Origin of the sequence: Mesorhizobium sp. M7A.F.Ca.US.005.03.2.1 (assembly GCF_003997795.1) — a bacterium.
Classification (GTDB): Bacteria; Pseudomonadota; Alphaproteobacteria; order Rhizobiales; family Rhizobiaceae; genus Mesorhizobium; species Mesorhizobium ciceri.
In genome coordinates this window covers 1-422 of record NZ_RZRP01001630.1, presented here as the reverse complement: position 1 = coordinate 422, position 422 = coordinate 1, and the positions used below count along the sequence as shown (strand labels likewise).

Here is a 422-nt window from a genome sequence, read left to right as displayed (position 1 = left end):
AGCCCAGGGGTATCGTGTAGGCAAAGCCGGCGATGCCGGCCGCGATCATCACCGCGCCGCCGATGATGATCAGCCGCTCGCGCCGCGGCGGCGCGTTGGCGACCAGGATCGACAGGATCGACCAGGCGATCGATTCGGCGGCGATGATGTAGCCGGTGGTCAGCAGCGGAATGTCGTGAAGGCTGGTCAGCAGCAGCGGCCCGTAGACGCCGAAGGAACAGGTGGCCACCGAAAAAGCGGCAACCATGGTCATGCCGGCGCCGACCGGCGTGCGCCATGAGAACAGCCGCGCCGGGAACAGCCGCGAAAGCGGCTTCAGCGCGTCGATGGTGAAGAACAGCAGCAGGCCGATGAGGCCGAAGGCCATCAGCAGCGAAGAGCGCAGCAAGGCGATGTCGACGCCGGCCGAGGCGATCAGCACC

At 67.1% G+C, this 422-nt stretch carries 1 pseudogene; it reads right to left on the bottom strand.

The features are described 5' to 3' along the window. Window positions 1–422 (bottom strand): annotated as a pseudogene (locus EN991_RS39530) (MFS transporter); the annotation flags it as partial.